We start from the raw sequence: 13,906 nt of genomic DNA, 5'->3' as shown, positions 1-13,906 counted from the left end.
GTGGGGCTCAGGCGGCCGGCACCGCTCCGGTCGCCAAGGTCATGATCGATTCCTCGGTCGCCTCGGCCGACGGCACGATGCCGGCGACACGGCCTTCGCTCATCACCACGATCCGGTCGGTCAGGGTGAGCAGTTCGGGCAGGTCCGAGGAAGAGCAGAGGATCGCGAGGCCCTTCTCCGCCAGCTCGAACAGCTGCTCGTAGATCTCCGCCTTCGCTCCGACGTCCACCCCGCGGGTGGGTTCGTCGAGGATCAGCACGGCCGGGTCGATCGCCAGCCAGCGGCCGAGGACCACCTTCTGCTGGTTGCCGCCGGACAGGCTGGTGATGGGCTGCTCCATGGTGGCGGTCTTGACCCGCATGCGCTGTGCCTGTTCGGTGGCCTGCCGGTCGAGGGCCCGGCGGCGGAGCAGTCCGAACCGGCTGAGCCGCTCTGTGGCCAGCGCGCCGACGTTGTCACCGACGCTCATGGTCGTCAGCAGGCCCTGGGCGCGGCGCTCGCCGGGGACGAAGGCCAGGCGACGGCCGACGCTGGCGACGGGGTTGCGCCGCTGGTAGGGCTCGCCCAGGAGTTCCACCTCGCCGCCGGTGCCGCGGTCGCCGCCGAAGATGTTGTGCAGCAGTTCCACCCGCCCGGAGTCCGGCAGTCCGGCCACTCCGAGGATCTCGCCGGGCCGTATCTCCAGGGACACGTCCCGGTGCCGGCGGCCGGTCAGCCCGGCCAGGCGCAGGGCGGGCGCGGCACCGGGGCCGGGCCGGTGGTCGGGGCGCCGTTCGAAGTGGCCGAGGCGGCGGCCGACCATGGCGGCGACCGCCTGGTCGGGGGTGGTCTCGGAGTTCCGCCAGGAGGCGACGTGGGAACCGTCGCGCAGCACCTCGATGCGGTCGGCCAGCCGGAAGACCTCCGGCATGCGGTGGGAGACGTAGAGCAGGGTGGTGCCGTCCGCCTTGAGGCCGTCCATCAGGGTGAACAGCCGCTCCGCCTCGGCGGGGGTGAGCATCGCGGTCGGCTCGTCCAGGATCAGGACCCGGCAGCCCCGGGCGACGGACCGGGCCACCACGACGAGCTGCTGGGTGGCCAGGTCCAGCGACCCGACGGGTGCGGCGGGGTCCAGGGCCAGGTCCAGGCGGGCCAGGATCTCGGCGGTGCGCTCCGCCATCCGGCCGCGGGAGGGGAACCAGCGGTTTCCCGGTTCCATACCGCTCAGGACGTTCTCCGCAACGCTGCGGTCGGGCAGCAGCGAAAGCTCCTGGGGGACGATCGCGACGCCGTGCCGGTCCAGCATGGTGCTGGGGTCGAAGGAGGTCACCCGCTCCCCGAAGACGGTGACGGTGCCCTCGCTGGGCGGCTGGAGACCGGCGAGGATCTTGAGCAGGGTGGACTTCCCCGCGCCGTTCTCTCCGAGCAGCGCGGTGACCTCACCGGCGGGGACGTCGAAGGAGACGTCGGACAGGGCGCGCACCGGGCCGAAGCTGCGGGACAGTCCGCGTACCTCGACGGCCGTGGCGGCCTGGGGCGCGGCGGTCACTTCTCCACCGTCGCTTCACCGAGGTTGTCCCGGGTGACGAACTGGGCCCCGGTGTTCACGCCGCTGATCTCCGTGCCCTCGTCGAGGAAGTCGTGGAGCACCTTGACGGCCTGGTAGCCCTGCTCGGTCGGGTTCTGGCTGATCGTGAAGTCGACCACTCCGCTCTGGAGGTACTCGGCGGTCTGCGGCAGCAGGTCGAACCCGCCGACGGTGATGGCGTCCTTCTTCTTCGCGCCCGCCACCCACTTGGCGGCGGCGGTCGTGGAACAGCAGTCGAGACCCGCGACCGCGACGACGCCGGACTGCCCGGACATCGTGGACTCGACGGTGTTGTACGCGGCACTGGGCTCGTTCCCGACGTTGACCGGGCCGACGATCTCCAGGCCGCTTCCGGACAGGCCCTGCTCGAATCCGCTGAACCGGTCGTGGGACCAGCCGGCCCCGGTGTCCACCGAGAAGACGACGACCTTGCCCTTGGCGTCGGCGCCGAGTTCCTTACGGAGCCGCTCGGCCTGCGCCTTGCCCGAACCCTTGAGGTCCTGGCCGATGAAGCCCATCTGCTCCGAGTCCGGGTTGTCGGTGTTGAAGGAAACGACGGGGACACCGGCCTTGTACGCCTGGGCGATGACGGGCTTGAGGGCATCGCTGGACGCGGAGGAGACGGCGAGGCCGTCGACGGCCTTCTGCTGCAGCAGCGTCTGGATCTCGGAGACCTGCTTGGCCGCGTCGCCGCCGGTGGGCCCGATCAGGCTCGCCTCGACGCCGAGTTCCTTGCCTGCCTTCTTCATGCCCGCGCCGATGGGCGTGGCGAAGGCCAGGGAAGGGTCGTGGTAGCTGAGCTTGATCCGCAGCGGCTTGCCGTCGTCGATCCGCTGCTGGACGTGGGCGGCGAGCTTGAATCCGTCGTCGGACCCCGCGCTGTCGGCAGAGGTGACGGCACCGCAGGCGGTGAGGCCGAGGACGGTGGTGGCGGTGGCCACGGCGACGAGGCTTCTGAGGATGGGGCGAGAGGACACGGGGGACTCCTTTGTCACGGGGTGTCGCTGGGGGCGGCGGCCCGCCGGGGCGCTCCGCGGCGGCCGTGCGGTCGGCCGGCCGGTCGGGGCGTGTGCGGCCGGGGCGCAGGTGGACGGGGAGGGTCTGGACGGGGAGGGTCTGGACGGGGAGGGTCTGGACGGGGAGGGAGGAAGGAAGGCGGCGGTCAGGCGCGGGACTTGCGTCGGCGTTGCCAGGTGTCGGCGGCGACCGCGGCGACGATGACCAGGCCGGTTACGACGGTCTGCCAGAAGGAGGAGATCCCCTTGACGTTGAGGATGTTCTGCAGCAGGCCGATGAAGGCGACGCCGATGACGGTGCCCCAGATGGTGCCGGAGCCGCCGAACAGCGCGGCGCCGCCGATGATGACCGCGGAGATCACGGTGAGTTCCATGCCCTGCCCGGTGACCCCCTGGACGTAGGACAGGAAGGACAGTCCGAGGACGCCCGCGAGTCCGGCGGTGAATCCGGAGAGGACGAACGCGGTCAGCTTCACCCGCTTGACGTTGACGCCGACGAGCCGGGCGGCCTCCTGGTTGCCGCCGACGGCGTAGGTGTTGAAGCCGAAGCGGGAACGGGACAGCAGCACCGCACCGATGACGGCGATGACGGCGAAGAACACGAACTGCATCGGGATGACGCCGAACAGGAGCCCCTGCCCCAGCAGGTTGAAGTCCGCGACACCCGCCTGCGAGGAACTGAGGGAAATCGGGGCGCCGTCGGAGATGAGCAGCGCGACACCGCGGAACACGCTGAGCGTGCCGAGGGTGACGATGAACGACGGCACGCCGAGCACGACCACCGCCAGGCCGTTGAACAGTCCGGCCACCGCGCCGACAGCCAGTCCGACGAACGCTGCCAGGCCCCAGCTCCAGCCGTCCGAGATCAGGATGCCGGTCGAGATCGCCGACAGAGCATAGGTGGAACCGACGGACAGATCGATCTCCCCGTTGAGGATCACGAAGGTCACGCCGATGGCCATGATGCCGATCTGGGACACCTGCTGACCGACCGAGAGCAGGTTGTCGGACTGGGCGAAGCTCGGCGAGAGGATGCTGCCCAGCACGAAGAGCAGGACGAGCGCGGCGAAGACACCGGACTCGCGTGCGTGCAGCATTCTGCGCAGCGGATGCGCGAACTCCCGCTGCGCGGGCGCGGTGGTCGTGGTCATCGTTCGGTTCCAATCAGGGCATTCAGCTGGTCTCGGGTCGGCAGTGCGGGAATGACCCCGGCGATGGTCACGGTGTGGGCGCCGGCCACCCCGGCGATGTGCGCCGCCTCGGTGAGGGGGCGCCCCTCGGCGAAGGTGACGGCGAGCGCGGCGGTGAAGGAGTCGCCCGCGCCGGTGGTGTCGACGACGGACCTGGCCGGGTGCGGCGGAATCCGGGTCGTGACGCCCGCCTGTGCGACGAGTGCACCCTCTCCGCCCCGGGTCAGGACCGCGGCACCGCCGGTGAGCGCGCACAGACGGCGCGTCAGTTCCTCGTCGTTCAGTCCGTGGCCCTCCTGGAGTCCGAGGAGCACCGGGGCCTCGGTCTGGTTGGGAGTGATCACGTCGATCAGCGGCCAGAGGTCGTCGGGCAGCGGGCGGGCGGGTGCCGGGTTGAGCAGAGTCGTGGTTCCCGCGTCACGGCCCGCGCGCAGCGCCGCGGCGACGGCCACCTCGGGGATCTCCATGGAGACCACGAGAATGTCGGCTGCGGCGATCTCGGCGCGGAACGACTCCACGGCGGCCGCGTCCAGTTCGTCCAGGGCGCCGGGGGCGATGCTGATGCGGTTCTCCCCGGACGGTTCGACCAGGATGAAGCCGACCATCGTCGGGGCTTCGGCCGTCAGGACGTGGTCCGCCGCGACGCCTTCCTCGCGCCATAGTGCGCGAGCGGCCCGCCCGAAGTCGTCGTCGCCGACGGCGGTCAGCAGCGAGACCCGCGCGTCGAGTCGGGCGGCCCCGATGGCCTGATTGCTTCCCTTGCCCCCGGGGCCGGAGGCGAACACCCCGCCCGAGACGGTCTCACCCGCGGCGGGAGACCTGGGCAACCGCATGGTCAGCCCGGCCCCATAGCTTCCGACAACCGCCACCTTGACCATGTGCCCACCTCATTGCATAGGGACAACCGTGAACATGAAGGTGAGCGTATGTACAGTGATGTCTATAGTCAATGGCCAAGGGAAAGCGTCTTTTGAGCCAACCTCGGGGGACGACGGGGCCGTCAGTGGGCGGCGCGGATGAACGTCAGCGGGTCCGGGGGAACGTCAGTGCACCTGGGCGGACGTCATCGACCGGCCTGCTCTGCTCGCGGCGCACCGGCGGGATGCCCGCGGCGTGCCCCGCGCATCTCCGCGGGGCACCGGTGAATCCGCCGGGGCGCTCAGCTGACGCGTTCCGCGCGGTGTTTGACCGCCCGTAGGCGGACCTCTGCCGGGAGGGTGTCCAGGCCCGCCGACTCGCGGGCGTGGGCCAGGGCTCCGGTGGCGAGGGTGTCCAGTGCGGTGCCGGGGTCGGCATGGGGTTCCAGGAGGAGGTGGACGCGGGTCCGCGGGATGCCGCGGCGGCCGGTCAGCCGTACGTGGGCCTGTTCGACGCCGGCCGGCCGGCCCGCATCCTGGGCGAGGGCGGTCTCCAGCGCCCGGCCGCGCAGCACCGCGTCGTCACCGTCGCCGGTGTCGACGAACACCTCGGCGAGCCGTCGCCGGCGCAGTACCGCGATCAGCCACCACAGGAGGAGCAGGACGAGGACGGCGAGCGCGGCGATCACGACCGGCCACCACCAGCCCTCGTCCCGCCACCGGGTCCGCTCGGCCTCGTCCAGCAGCACGTCGTGCCGCCCGCCGTGCAGCCACCAGGAGGGCGCCGGCGCGCCCAGCCCGACGGCCAGCACGGACCCGCCGAGGGCCACCAGCAGCAGGCCCACGATCCCGAGCAGGACGCGGTTGACGATCCTGATCACCGCTCTCACCCCTTCCGGCCGGGACGTCGCACCCGTACCGCCAGCACCGGCGGGCGGGACAGCGCCATGCGCCTGACCACGTCGGCGAGCACCGCACGCAGGTCGGCCCGTACGTCGTCCAGTTCACGGAAATGCGACACCGCGCGGACGTTGGCCCGCCTGCGGCTCACCCGTACGCGTACCGACCGCACTCCGGCGATCTCCATGGCCCGGTCCCGCAGTACCATCGCCGCCGCGTCGCGGTCGAGACCTGCGCGTACATCGGGGTGAGTGCGGCGCATCGGGAGCAGGGACCGCAGCCCGGGGGTGAGGGCCAGCAGGAGCAGCCAGAGTCCGAGGACGGCGGCGACTCCGGCGCCCACCAGCACCCAGATATCGTCCAGGGGCCGTTGGGCCAACTGGTGGGCAAGCTCCCGGCGCCAGCTCATCGCGGGCCGGCCGGCGCGCACCGCGGCGATGTCGTACAGGAACGCCGCCGCCACCACCAGGAGCAGCAGCGCGAGCAGGCCGGCGGGAATCCTGCGCGCCGACCAGAAACGCCGGGAACCGCCGCCCGCGACGTCGTCGGCCGGCTCGGACGGCCGTGGCTTCTCCAGGACGGCGCCCGGGGGGACCTCGGCAGGCCCGGATTCGCTCATCGGGTCCTCCGGCGGGTCTCGTCGAGCGCCGCCGGATGCAGCCGTTCCACCTGGACGGCGACCTCCGGTACCTTCATGCCCACCAGTCCGGACACCCGTTCGATCACTTGGCGGCGCACCTGGCCGCACCGGCCGCCGATGTCGCCGGGGTAGCCGAGTTCGAGATGGACGCTGACCCGCGCGGTGTCGTCGTGGTGGACGACGACCGTGGCGTACGGCGGCTCGGCGTCCTGGGGCAGCGGCCCGAGCGCCTCGCGGGCCGCCTGGGAGGCGATCTTCGCGACCACCCGGTCGGCGATCCTGGTCGCGCCGCGCTCGCGCGGCGACACGAGGCCCGGGGCGCCGTCGGCCTCATGCTCCGCCGTGCTCACCGGTCCCACCGGTGTCACCGCCGCCGATCGCTGCGGGGACGGAAGAAGTCGCCGAACTCCAGGTCTCCCTCGAGGAACCGCCCGACGAAGAAACCGACGGCCCCCAGGGCCGCCACCAGCAGGAAGGCCCCGAATCCACCGAAGTATCCGGCGAAGCCCAGCGCCATGCCGGCGATCATGCCGACCACGGCCATGCTCATGGTGTGCTCCTCAGTTGCTCAGCGGTTCGCCGCCCTCGCTGTCCCGGGCGCCCGTTCACCGCCCGGTTTCTCACTGGAGGCGGCCCTCCGACTCCTCGCCCTCCTCGTCCGGCAGCTTCACGTCGCTCACCGCGATGTTGACCTCGACCACCTCGAGGCCCGTCATCCGCTCGACCGCCGCGATGACGTTCTCCCGTACGGCCCTGGCGACATCGCCGATGGACACGCCGTAGTCGACGACGATCTCCAGGTCGAGCGCGGTCTGCACCTCGCCGACCTCGGCCTTCACACCACGGGTCACCGATTTCGACCCGCCCGGCACCCGGTCGCGCACGGCCCCGAAGGTCCGGGACAGGCCGCTGCCCATGGCGTACACGCCGAGCACGTCCCGCGCGGCGAGGCCCGCGATCTTCTCCACGACGCCGTCGGCGATCGTGGTGCGGCCGCGGGTGGCGGCGTCGCCTCCGCCGCGCCGGGTGCCCGGCCCCTTGCGCGCGGAGGTGTCCGGCACGGTCTTCTCGAGGTCGGCGGGCCGCGTCGAGCCGCCGTCCGTGATGTCGCTCATCGCCGTACGTCCCTTCCGATCGTCGTCCACAGAGCCACCGTATGCGCCGATGCGTGGTTGCGCGCCAGGGATACGGCAGGCTGGAGGAATGACGGCGGACCGATGGACTCGGACAGTGCGGCAGCAGTTGGGGCTGGGCAGGCTTCTGCCTCTGGGCGGACCGCGCGACGGCGCGTGGATCTTCGAGCGGGCCGCCGGGGCGGTTCTGCGACCCGCGGTGGCGCGGGCCGAGCCGGGCGTGCGCCTGGACGATCTGCGGATCGCGCTCGCCGCTCCGGAGGACGCCGTCGAGCCGGTGGTGCCCGCTCCGCCCAGCGCCCTGCGACCGGGCTCGCTGCGGGTGACGGCCTGGTTCGCGGCCACGGCGGCGGAGCCTCTGCCGGTGACGGCGGACCGGCTGCGGGCGGTGTTGTCGCGGGCCGCGGCGGAGCGGATCGGGCTGGTGGTGACGGAGGTGGACCTGATGGTGACGGAGCTGCTGGACGCGGAGGCCGGGACGGCGGCGGGCCCGGCGGCGGGGAGCACGGCGGGGGACACAGCGAACGGACCGGCCGATGCTCCGTTCGAGGGGCGGGCCGATGCCCCGTTCGACGCCCCGGACTCCGGTGGGCCCGACGAGGACCGGGCCGCCGCCGCGGCGCTCGCCGTACCGGGGGTGTCCCGGCTGACGGGCGCGCTCGGCCGGGCGGTGCACCTCGCGCCGTCACCGCAGGTGCCCGACGGCGTCTCCCTGACCGGCCGTCACGCGCGCGTGGACCTCGCCGTCCGGGCGGACCACCGGGCCCTGGACGTGGCCCGGTCGGTCCGTTCGGCGGTGTCGGCCGCCCTGCCGGATCGTCCGACGGTGGCGGTCCTGGTCACCGCGGTCGACTGACGCTCCTCAGCGCGTCACAGGTCGCTCATTCGCCGAGACCGGCCAGGTCCCGCAGCCGGCGGCCCTGGGCCGCGCGCTCGGCGACCCGCTGTTCCTCGTACGTACGCTCCACGGCCCCGCTCAGCAGTGCCTTCGTCTCGATCACGGCGTCCCGGGGCGCGGCGAGCAGCGCCGCCGCGAGGTCCTGTACCGCTCCGTCCAGCTCGTCGCCGGGTACGGCGATGTTGGCGAGTCCGGTGTTCACGGACTCCTCGGCCGTGACGAACCGCCCGGTCGCGCAGATCTCCAGCGCGCGGGCGTACCCGACGAGCCCGACCAGCGGGTGCGTGCCGGTCAGGTCCGGGACGAGTCCCAGGCTGGTCTCGCGCATGGCGAACCGGACATCGTCGGCGACGACCCGCAGGTCGCAGGCGAGGGCCAGCTGGAAACCGGCCCCGATGGCATGCCCCTGCACGGCCGCGATGGACACGATGTCGCTGCGCCGCCACCAGGTGAACGCCTCCTGGTAGACGGCGATGGTCGCGTCGAGGTCGGCCTCGCTGCCGTGCGCCATCTCGACGAACGACGGATCACCCTCGATTCCCTCGGGGGTGAGCATCTGCCGGTCGAGCCCGGCGGAGAAGGACTTGCCCTCACCGCGGAGCACCACGACCCGTACGGAGCCCGGCAGCAGCCGGCCCGCCTCGGTCAATGCGCGCCACAGAGCGGGGCTCTGCGCGTTGCGCTTGGCCGGGTTGGTCAGCGTCACCGTGGCGATCGCGTCGTCGACGGTGAGCCGTACGCCGTCCTTGTCGAGTAGGGGACCAAGGTCCTGGGCGGGCGAAGCCATGGGGCGCCTCCGAGGGGTGCGGTCGTCCTCCGTACCGTACGGCGGGGCCGGGCCCGCCTTGCGGCACAGCTAAGTGACTGCACAGTAACCACCCGCCCGGCCTGTCGGCCGACCGGGTGGTCACCTCGGATCGTGAGCGCCCGGGGGTCAGGCCGAAGCGGCCTTCTTGCCCCGGGTCGCCCCGCCACGCCCTCGGAGCGTGACGCCCGACTCGCTGAGCATGCGGTGCACAAAGCCATACGAGCGGCCGGTCTCCTCGGCCAATGCCCGGATGCTCGCACCGGCGTCGTACTTCTTCTTCAGGTCTGCCGCGAGCTTGTCGCGCGCGGCGCCGGTCACCCGGCTGCCCTTCTTCAGAGTCTCGGCCACCCGTGCCTCCTCATGGGAAGTGCGCTCTGGTCCCCTCATGATCACCCCTCTTGGGCCCGATGGCCACCCATTCGGCAAGGTCCGTGCGACAAGGTTGTGACGACAGGAGCGCATCCCCACATACGGAATGAAAGATTCCACGAGGCGCCGACCACACCACCGGATCTTTTCCGCCGCGAAGCACCAGGTCAGAAAGACGTGACGGCCGAGCCCCGGAGGATCGGGGGCTCGGCCGCGAAACCGGTGCAGGACACACCTGGGTACGAGGAGATCTCACACGAATGAGGGATCACCGATGGGCCGAATGATCCATACGCAGTGGATCAGACCTGCGACCCGCCGGATCGGCGGTCCGGCGGCCCGGGAATCGCTCAGGCGAGGGCGACGAGGTCTGCGTAGTCGGCGCCCCACAGGTCCTCGACGCCGTCCGGCAGCAGGATGATCCGCTCCGGCTGGAGCGCCTCGACGGCGCCCTCGTCGTGCGTGACCAGGACCACGGCGCCCTTGTAGGTGCGCAGCGCGCCGAGGATCTCCTCGCGGCTGGCCGGGTCGAGGTTGTTGGTGGGCTCGTCGAGGAGGAGCACGTTCGCCGAGGAGACCACGAGGGTCGCGAGCGCGAGGCGGGTCTTCTCGCCGCCGGAGAGGACGCCGGCGGGCTTGTCGACGTCGTCACCGGAGAACAGGAACGAGCCGAGCACCTTGCGGACCTCGACGAGGTCCATGTCGGGCGCGGCGGAGCGCATGTTCTCCAATACCGTGCGGTCCCGGTCGAGGGTCTCGTGTTCCTGGGCGTAGTACCCGAGCTTGAGCCCGTGGCCGGGTACGACCATGCCGGTGTCGGGCTCTTCCACTCCGCCGAGGAGGCGCAGCAGGGTGGTCTTGCCGGCGCCGTTGAGACCGAGGATGACGACGCGGGAGCCCTTGTCGATGGCCAGGTCGACGTCGGTGAAGATCTCGAGCGAGCCGTACGACTTCGACAGGCCCTCGGCGGTCAGCGGGGTCCTGCCGCAGGGGGACGGGTCGGGGAAGCGCAGCTTGGCGACCTTGTCGGCCTGGCGGACGCCTTCGAGGCCGGACAGCAGGCGCTCCGCGCGGCGGGCCATGTTCTGCGCGGCGACGGTCTTGGTGGCCTTGGCGCGCATCTTGTCGGCCTGGGCGTTGAGGGTGGCGGCCTTCTTCTCGGCGTTCTGCCGCTCGCGCTTGCGGCGCTTCTCGTCGGCCTCGCGCTGCTGCTGGTAGAGCTTCCAGCCCATGTTGTAGATGTCGATCGTGGAGCGGTTGGCGTCCAGGTAGAACACCTTGTTGACGACCGTCTCGACCAGGTCGACGTCGTGGGAGATGACGATGAAGCCGCCGCGGTAGGTCTTGAGGTAGTCGCGCAGCCAGACGATCGAGTCGGCGTCGAGGTGGTTGGTCGGCTCGTCGAGCAGGAGGGTGTCCGCGTCGGAGAACAGGATGCGGGCCAGCTCGATACGGCGGCGCTGACCACCGGAGAGCGTGTGCAGCGGCTGGCCGAGCACCCGGTCGGGCAGGTTCAGCGCGGCGGCGATGGTGGCGGCCTCGGCCTCGGCCGCGTACCCGCCCTTGGTGAGGAACTCGGTCTCCTGGCGCTCGTACTGCCGGAGCGCCTTGTCGCGGGTGGAGCCCTGGCCGTTCGCGATGCGCTGCTCGTTCTCGCGCATCTTGCGGATCAGGGTGTCCAGGCCGCGGGCGGAGAGGACGCGGTCGCGGGCGAGCACATCGAGGTCGCCGGTGCGGGGGTCCTGGGGGAGGTAGCCGACCTCGCCGGAGCGGGTGACGTTGCCGGCGTCGGGGACGCCCAGGCCGGCGAGGACCTTGGTGAGGGTGGTCTTGCCGGCGCCGTTGCGGCCGACCAGGCCGATGCGGTCGCCCTTGGCGATGCGGAAGGTGGCGCTCTCGAGGAGAACACGGGCACCGGCGCGCAGCTCGATGCCGGAGGCGGAGATCACGGACAGGCTCCAGGGCGTGGGGTGGCGGTGGGTGGCTGAGGGCGTTCCCGCCGTCTAATGCGCGAGGAGAATGGCCATGGGAGCCATTCTAAGGGACCGCGCAACCTCTTTTCCGGCGCGCGGGTGTGCGGTGCCGGGCGCCCGGCCGGACCGGGCGGCGTTGTCAGTGGTGAGTGCCAGACTGAGCGCCAGGTCGAATTTCTGGCGATATTCCGGCGATTGTCCGGTTGTGGGACACGAGGAGTGATGACCATGACAGGCACGGGTGGCGGGCGTCCGAGCATCTTTCCGACCCTGCTGTACGGGGACGCGAAGGCGGCGATCCGGCAGCTCACCGAGGCCTTCGGATTCACCGAGCTGTCGGTGTACGAGGACGGGGGCGGCGGGGTGGCCCATGCCGAGCTGGTGCAGGGCAATGGCGCGGTGATGCTGGGTTCCAAGGGCACCGGCAGCGCGTTCGACAAGGCGATGGAGGGCTCGGGCCCGGTCGGGGTCTACATCGTCGTGGACGACGTCGACGCGCATCACCGGCGGGCGGTGGAGCAGGGCGCGGAGATCCTGATGCCCCCGACGGACCAGGACTACGGCTCGCGGGACTACATGGCCCGCGACATCGAGGGCAACGTCTGGAGCTTCGGCACGTACGCGCCCGAGACCGGGGCGTGAGCGGCGGGCGGGGCAGGCTTCGCCGGGAAAGGCTGCGCTGAAGGGCCGGAAGCGGCGAGGCCGACGGCCCGCAGGGCCGCGTGTGCGGTCCTGCGGGCCGTGCCGGTCCTGTGGGTCGTGCCGGCCCTGCGGGACGGGCCGGTCCTGCGGGGGTCATTCGGGCCGTGCCAGCCCTGCGGGGCAGGCCGGCCTGGGGGTCGTGCCAGCCCTGCGGGACGGGCCGGTCTCCTGCGGGTCGTGCGGGTCCTGCCGGTCCTGCGAGGGTCATTCGGATCGTGCCAGCCCTGCGGGGCGGGGCGGGCCGGTCCTGCGGGGCTGGCGGGTCGTGCGGGGCTGGCGGGTCGTGCGGGGCTGGCGGGTCGTGCGGGGCTGGCGGGTCGTGCGAGGTGCCGGTGTCAGCCTCCGGTGTGCACCTGGAAGGCAGCCCGGCGGACGGCTTTGGCCAAGGCCGGGTCGGGGTGCGCGGCGGCCAGGGCGACCAGGACCTGGACGGTCCGCGGGTGTCCGACGGCACGCACCTCGTTCAGCAGCGCGGGGACGGTGGGCTGGACCGCGGATTCCAGATGCCGCACCAGCAGCGGGGCCTCTCCGTGGTCGGCGACCGCGGCGGCGGTGTCCACCCACAGCCAGGTGGCCTCCGCCCGGGTGAGGACCTCGTGGGCGTCCTCGGGGTCGGCGCCCTCGTGCTCGGCGAGCCACAGCAGGGCGTAGGGCCGCAGCGTCGGCTCGTCGTGCACGGCGCGGACCTCGGGTTCGGCGGGGGCGCCGACGACCCGCAGCGCCTCGAAGGCGAGGCCGCGCAGCAGGGCGTCCTCGCCACGGGCGGCGTCGAGCAGTTCGGTGACGGCGCTGCCCACCGGGCGGGCGGCGAGCCAGGCGCGGTACTCGGCGCGGGCCGCGTTGGGGCGCAGTTGGGCGCAGCCGCGGAGCATGTCCTCGGCGCCCTGCTCGATGTTCCCGGCGGGGCTCTGGGCGGCGACGCAGATCTGCTCCAGTTTGACCCAGACCGCCCAGCTGCCGAGTGGGGTGAGGGTGGCCTGTCCCTCGCCGTAGGTGAGGGCGCCCACGACGGCGAGGGCGCGCAGGGCCCAGTCGAGGAGCGGGGCGAGCGGGACCTCGTCGGCACCCGGCCCGGTGAGGGCGGGAGTGGGCGCGGGCGGCCTGAGCTCGGGCTCGGGCGAGCGCTCGGGGTGGGCGGTGCCGGAGGAGCGGGGCCCGTAGTCGACCTCGCAGCGCTCCGTACGCAGTTCGGTGACCCGCTGCTGCAGGAGGTCGAGGAGCTGCGGGACGGGGACCGGGCCGGCCGACAGCTGGAGGAAGGAGAGGACCTGCGGCATGGCCGAGACGACCTCGCCCACGGCGGCGGGCCCGTGGTCCTCGGGTTCCGGGTGGGCGAGCGACCAGGCGTCGAACAGGGCGACCCAACCACGCAGGACAGCGCTGTCGTCACGGTCCCAGGCGCGCAGCCGCCACCCGGGGCGGGCGGTGTCGCCGTGCACCTCGACCAGGCCGGCGAGCCGGGCCGTGTCCCAGTCGGCGCGGACCTGGGCCGGCGTCAGGCCCAGGTCGTCGGCCGCCCATTCGACGGTCGCGTCGGAGAGGATGGCCTGGCCGGCGGCGGTGGCGCTGCCCCGGCCGGGGCCCAGTGCGGCGTCGGCCCAGCGGGCGACGCGGGCCGCGCCGGCCAGACCGGAGCGCGCCATTCGGGCCAGCTCCGCGGGTGCCGGTGTGCCTTCCGGCGGGCGCGGCGCGGGACGGCGCGAGCGCTGCTGGTTCATCGCCCTGGGGGCGGCGGCCAGGGATCGCGGGCGGACAAGTCGAAGCCTGGAGTCGCGCGGGATACGGGACGTCACGGGTGCAGTCTCGCGGTTGGCGGTCCGAAAACCCAAACGGAATGTCACAGGCGGCGAAGG

General features: G+C 72.4%; 15 protein-coding genes. 2 read left to right on the top strand and 13 right to left on the bottom strand.

The features are described 5' to 3' along the window. Positions 1-7: 7 nt before the first annotated feature. From ACFP2V_RS12910 to ACFP2V_RS12870, 9 genes are all read right to left on the bottom strand, one after another. Positions 8-1,528, bottom strand: a complete 1,521-nt coding sequence (locus tag ACFP2V_RS12910) for a sugar ABC transporter ATP-binding protein (protein ID WP_381210220.1) — start codon at positions 1,526-1,528, stop codon at positions 8-10. After that, the gene (locus tag ACFP2V_RS12905; protein ID WP_381210217.1) at positions 1,525-2,544 is read right to left on the bottom strand and encodes a sugar ABC transporter substrate-binding protein; all 1,020 of its coding nucleotides are present in this window, start codon (positions 2,542-2,544) and stop codon (positions 1,525-1,527) included. Before ACFP2V_RS12905 ends, ACFP2V_RS12910 begins: the two co-directional genes overlap by 4 nt. A 185-nt stretch (positions 2,545-2,729) precedes the next feature. Beyond that, positions 2,730-3,734 (bottom strand): ABC transporter permease, encoded by a 1,005-nt coding sequence (locus ACFP2V_RS12900; RefSeq protein WP_381210214.1) that lies wholly within the window; start codon positions 3,732-3,734, stop codon positions 2,730-2,732. Beyond that, the gene (locus ACFP2V_RS12895; RefSeq protein ID WP_381210211.1) at positions 3,731-4,651 is read right to left on the bottom strand and encodes a ribokinase; all 921 of its coding nucleotides are present in this window, start codon (positions 4,649-4,651) and stop codon (positions 3,731-3,733) included. The genes ACFP2V_RS12900 and ACFP2V_RS12895 overlap by 4 nt, the downstream gene beginning before the upstream one ends. Positions 4,652-4,932: 281 nt before the next feature. Beyond that, a complete protein-coding gene (gene amaP, locus ACFP2V_RS12890; protein ID WP_381210209.1) occupies positions 4,933-5,520 on the bottom strand; it encodes an alkaline shock response membrane anchor protein AmaP in 588 nt (195 codons plus the stop codon). After that, positions 5,517-6,149: a DUF6286 domain-containing protein gene (locus ACFP2V_RS12885; RefSeq protein WP_381210206.1), complete on the bottom strand. Its 633-nt coding sequence runs from the start codon at positions 6,147-6,149 to the stop codon at positions 5,517-5,519. The genes amaP and ACFP2V_RS12885 overlap by 4 nt, the downstream gene beginning before the upstream one ends. After that, complete coding sequence (locus tag ACFP2V_RS12880; RefSeq protein WP_381210203.1) at positions 6,146-6,520, bottom strand: Asp23/Gls24 family envelope stress response protein; 375 nt, start codon at positions 6,518-6,520, stop codon at positions 6,146-6,148. Before ACFP2V_RS12880 ends, ACFP2V_RS12885 begins: the two co-directional genes overlap by 4 nt. 14 nt (positions 6,521-6,534) lie before the next feature. Next, positions 6,535-6,720 carry a hypothetical protein gene (locus tag ACFP2V_RS12875; protein ID WP_381210200.1) on the bottom strand — a complete coding sequence of 62 codons (186 nt, stop codon included), beginning with the start codon at positions 6,718-6,720 and terminating at the stop codon, positions 6,535-6,537. Between the two features lie 70 nt (positions 6,721-6,790). After that, complete coding sequence (locus tag ACFP2V_RS12870) at positions 6,791-7,285, bottom strand: Asp23/Gls24 family envelope stress response protein (RefSeq protein ID WP_381210197.1); 495 nt, start codon at positions 7,283-7,285, stop codon at positions 6,791-6,793. 88 nt (positions 7,286-7,373) lie between these two features. Between ACFP2V_RS12870 and ACFP2V_RS12865 the strand changes: the two genes are divergently transcribed. Continuing rightward, complete coding sequence (locus ACFP2V_RS12865; RefSeq protein ID WP_381210194.1) at positions 7,374-8,159, top strand: nucleopolyhedrovirus P10 family protein; 786 nt, start codon at positions 7,374-7,376, stop codon at positions 8,157-8,159. 25 nt (positions 8,160-8,184) lie between these two features. Here the strand turns inward: ACFP2V_RS12865 and ACFP2V_RS12860 are convergent, their stop codons facing one another. The 3 genes from ACFP2V_RS12860 to ACFP2V_RS12850 form a co-directional block, all read right to left on the bottom strand. Further along, a complete protein-coding gene (locus tag ACFP2V_RS12860; protein ID WP_381210191.1) occupies positions 8,185-8,988 on the bottom strand; it encodes an enoyl-CoA hydratase/isomerase family protein in 804 nt (267 codons plus the stop codon). A gap of 147 nt (positions 8,989-9,135) precedes the next feature. Further along, entirely contained in the window at positions 9,136-9,357 is a 222-nt protein-coding gene (locus ACFP2V_RS12855; RefSeq protein ID WP_018567695.1) for a helix-turn-helix domain-containing protein, read from the bottom strand. Positions 9,358-9,728: 371 nt separating this feature from the next. Further along, positions 9,729-11,327 (bottom strand): ABC-F family ATP-binding cassette domain-containing protein, encoded by a 1,599-nt coding sequence (locus ACFP2V_RS12850; RefSeq protein WP_381210188.1) that lies wholly within the window; start codon positions 11,325-11,327, stop codon positions 9,729-9,731. A 252-nt stretch (positions 11,328-11,579) separates the two neighbouring features. Here ACFP2V_RS12850 and ACFP2V_RS12845 point away from each other — a divergent pair, with 252 nt between their 5' ends. Then, positions 11,580-11,993: a VOC family protein gene (locus ACFP2V_RS12845; RefSeq protein ID WP_381210185.1), complete on the top strand. Its 414-nt coding sequence runs from the start codon at positions 11,580-11,582 to the stop codon at positions 11,991-11,993. Between the two features lie 395 nt (positions 11,994-12,388). Here ACFP2V_RS12845 and ACFP2V_RS12840 read toward each other — a convergent pair whose 3' ends face one another. Continuing rightward, positions 12,389-13,846 (bottom strand): hypothetical protein, encoded by a 1,458-nt coding sequence (locus ACFP2V_RS12840; protein WP_381210182.1) that lies wholly within the window; start codon positions 13,844-13,846, stop codon positions 12,389-12,391. Positions 13,847-13,906: the final 60 nt, after the last annotated feature.

The sequence above is a fragment of the Streptomyces incanus genome, from assembly GCF_042656345.1.
GTDB classification, from domain to species: Bacteria; Actinomycetota; Actinomycetes; order Streptomycetales; family Streptomycetaceae; genus Streptomyces; species Streptomyces incanus.
This window is presented reverse-complemented; position numbering and strand designations above follow the sequence as displayed.

Excerpts from the sequence above, each read along its gene's own strand:
- ACFP2V_RS12900 (WP_381210214.1), bottom strand. The coding sequence starts at position 3,734 with ATGACCACGACCACCGCGCCCGCGCAGCGGGAGTTCGCGCATCCGCTG.
- ACFP2V_RS12860 (WP_381210191.1), bottom strand. The coding sequence starts at position 8,988 with ATGGCTTCGCCCGCCCAGGACCTTGGTCCCCTACTCGACAAGGACGGC.
- ACFP2V_RS12870 (WP_381210197.1), bottom strand. The coding sequence starts at position 7,285 with ATGAGCGACATCACGGACGGCGGCTCGACGCGGCCCGCCGACCTCGAG.
- ACFP2V_RS12875 (WP_381210200.1), bottom strand. The coding sequence starts at position 6,720 with ATGAGCATGGCCGTGGTCGGCATGATCGCCGGCATGGCGCTGGGCTTC.
- ACFP2V_RS12895 (WP_381210211.1), bottom strand. The coding sequence starts at position 4,651 with ATGGTCAAGGTGGCGGTTGTCGGAAGCTATGGGGCCGGGCTGACCATG.
- ACFP2V_RS12885 (WP_381210206.1), bottom strand. The coding sequence starts at position 6,149 with ATGAGCGAATCCGGGCCTGCCGAGGTCCCCCCGGGCGCCGTCCTGGAG.
- ACFP2V_RS12865 (WP_381210194.1), top strand. The coding sequence starts at position 7,374 with ATGACGGCGGACCGATGGACTCGGACAGTGCGGCAGCAGTTGGGGCTG.
- ACFP2V_RS12845 (WP_381210185.1), top strand. The coding sequence starts at position 11,580 with ATGACAGGCACGGGTGGCGGGCGTCCGAGCATCTTTCCGACCCTGCTG.